This is a genomic window from Candidatus Zixiibacteriota bacterium (genome assembly GCA_022865345.1).
Lineage (GTDB): Bacteria > Zixibacteria > MSB-5A5 > MSB-5A5 > RBG-16-43-9 > RBG-16-43-9.
Genome location: JALHSU010000055.1, coordinates 1 through 3,214, shown reverse-complemented (window position 1 = coordinate 3,214; position 3,214 = coordinate 1). Strand labels below are relative to the sequence as shown.

Here is a 3,214-nt window from a genome sequence, read left to right as displayed (position 1 = left end):
CGTAATGGGAGCCCCGCCCTACGATGACTCCCTTTATTTGAAGGTATTCAAAGCCATAGCCGAGCTTTTCCATTCAGATACTTTTGAGGAAGAGCTTGTGTCTGCAACCTCAGAATACGAGATAATCAGGGCAATCCAGAAAATCGAGTAGGCCTTTTGGAGTACATTAACCGTGTTAATGCGGCATCCCGTCTCAGCCGGGATGCACACCGTAGTCTCACAATTAAGTCGTTGAAAATCAACAGGTTAAAGAAATATTTCAGATTAATTTCTACACTTATTCCTCTCCATTTTTTCGATTCTTTTAGAATTTACTTGATTTTTGCAAGCTTTTTGATAAATTAAAGAATCTTAAGTTAGCAAACTGTATAAAAAACTTATTTGGAGGTAAGAAATGCCCAAGAAAGTGAAAAAAGTAACAAGGAAACAAAAGCCAGCAAAGAAGGTTGCAAAGGCTCCAGTCGAATCTAAAACTGAAAAGTATATCTATTTCTTCGGAGGTGGAAAGGCAGAGGGAGGCAGAGAGCTAAGGGATCTCTTGGGGGGAAAAGGGTCAGGCTTGGCTGAGATGACCAACATCGGTATTCCGGTTCCTCCAGGTTTTACCATCACCACCCAAATGTGCAACCTGTTCTACAAAAACGACATGAAGCTCCCCAAAGAACTGCACAAGGAACTGAATGACAATATGTCAAAGCTGGAGAGAATCTATGGGGCAAAATTCGGTGATCCTTCACATCCCCTTCTTCTTTCAGTCAGATCAGGGGCAAAATTTTCCATGCCAGGAATGATGGATACCATCCTGAATCTGGGTCTAAATGACAAAACTGTACAGGGGCTTATCAAAAAGACCAGCAATGAGAGGTTTGCGTATGATTCCTATCGACGGTTTGTTCAGATGTTCGGAAACGTGGTGATGGGACTGGATAAATCTGAGTTCGAGGAGATAATCCAGAAGAAAAAAGAAGCTAAAGACATAAAGCTGGATACTTCCCTGACGGTCGAAGATTTAAAAGAGATAATCGGTAAATATAAAAATAAGATAAAACATAAAACTGGAGAAGAATTTCCCCAGGATTCTTACAAGCAGATGGAAATGGCTATTGAAGCTGTTTTCAAATCCTGGAACACGCCCAGGGCTATAACCTACCGCCGGTTGAACAACATCCCTGGAGATTTAGGAACTGCGGTCAACATCCAGGCAATGGTCTTCGGTAATATGGGAGAAAACTCCTGCACCGGAGTAGGTTTCACCCGTAACCCTTCTACTGGAGAGGATAAATTTTATGGGGAATACCTGATCAATGCTCAGGGCGAGGATGTGGTTGCCGGAGTCAGAACGCCGAAACCGATTCATCAATTAGAAAAGGAGATGCCCCAGGTTTATAAACAGCTCAAAGGAATCACCTCTAAATTGGAAAAACATTTCCGGGATATCCAGGACTTCGAGTTTACAGTTCAGGAAGGTAAGCTCTATATGCTTCAGACACGGACAGGTAAGAGAACCGCACCAGCAGCAGTCAAAATAGCTGTGGATATGGTCAAGGAGAAACTTATCACCAAAGAAGAAGCTCTGATGAGAATAGAGCCTGCCCAATTAGACCAGCTTCTGCATAGAAGGATTGACCCCAAAGCCCAGGTGAACGTCATAGCCAAAGGATTAGCTGCTTCGCCTGGTGCTGCTTCGGGCAAGGCTGTCTTCACCGCGGATGATGCCGTGAAATTAGCCCAGGCTGGCGAGAAGGTCATTTTAGTCCGGCAAGAGACCAGCCCGGATGATATTCACGGAATGGCAGCTGCTCAAGGGATATTAACTGCCAGGGGAGGAATGACCTCTCATGCTGCTGTCGTAGCCCGTGGTATGGGAAAATGCTGTGTGGCAGGGTGTGAGGAGATCAAAGTCAACGAGCAGAGAAAGGTTTTCACAGTTAGCGGAACAGTGGTCAGGGAAAGGGACATAATCTCCTTGAACGGCTCAACTGGTGAGGTCATCTTAGGTGAGGTTCCCACAATCGACCCGGAACTATCAGGTGAATTTGGCGAGTTTATGAAATGGGCAGATGTGATCAGGAGACTTAAGGTCAGAACCAATGCGGACATCCCCAGGGATGCAGTCCAGGCTATGAAATTCGGGGCAGAAGGTATAGGTTTATGCCGGACCGAGCATATGTTTTTTGCCAAAGACAGGCTCCCCATTGTGCAGGAAATGATCCTGGCAAAGACCAGGGAGGAAAGAGAGGTAGCCTTAGATAAACTTTTGCCTTTCCAGAAAAGCGACTTTAAAGGTCTATTTGAAACGATGAAAGGCCATCCGGTAACGATTCGTACTCTGGATCCTCCATTACACGAGTTTCTGCCTAACCGGGAAGAGCTGATGGTCGAGGTTGCAGTTATGAAAACCAAAGGTGAAGACGAGGAAAAACTCAAGGAGAAAGAAAGGCTTTTAGCCCGGATAGAAGAATTGCACGAATTCAACCCGATGTTAGGTCTCAGGGGATGCAGGTTGGGGATTCTCTATCCTGAGATAACCCGGATGCAGGCAAGGGCTATTTTTGAAGCCGCTTGTGAATTAGCCCGGGCAGGGAAGATAGTCGTGCCTGAGGTGATGATTCCACTGGTGGGCAACATAAACGAGTTCAGAAACCAGCGAGAGATCGTGGTGAATGTGGCTGAAGAGACCATTAAGAAATATAAGGTCAAGCTGAAATATTTAGTTGGCACAATGGTCGAGATTCCCAGAGCCTGCTTGACCGCGGACGAAATCGCTTCAGAGGCTGAGTTCTTCTCCTTCGGAACCAATGACCTGACCCAGACCGTATACGGTTTCTCCAGGGATGATTCCGGGAAATTCACCAAATATTATCTGGAGCATAAAATCCTGCCCAAAGACCCGTTTGTATCCATTGATGTCAATGGAGTAGGTCAGTTAATGGAGCTCGGCGTGAAAAAGGGAAGAGGCGCCAGACCAGATTTGAAAATCGGCATCTGCGGAGAGCATGGAGGAGACCCGGATTCAATCCTCCTGTGTCATAAATTAGGCTTAGATTATGTAAGCTGCTCACCTTTCAGAGTTCCGATCGCCCGCTTAGCCGCAGCCCAGGCGACCTTGGGAAGGATAAGCAAAGAGGTGACCGAATAATATTTTTTGTAGGGACAGAACATTGTTCTGTCCTTTTTTATACAAATATCCTTAGTAGGGGCACGGCACGCCGTG

1 protein-coding gene is annotated in these 3,214 nt (G+C 45.9%); it reads left to right on the top strand.

The window, feature by feature from the left end; genetic code table 11:
* Positions 1 to 394 precede the first annotated feature (394 nt).
* Positions 395 to 3,139: a pyruvate, phosphate dikinase gene (gene ppdK / locus MUP17_02270; GenBank protein MCJ7457798.1), complete on the top strand. Its 2,745-nt coding sequence runs from the start codon at positions 395 to 397 to the stop codon at positions 3,137 to 3,139.
* The last annotated feature ends 75 nt before the right edge of the window (positions 3,140 to 3,214 follow it).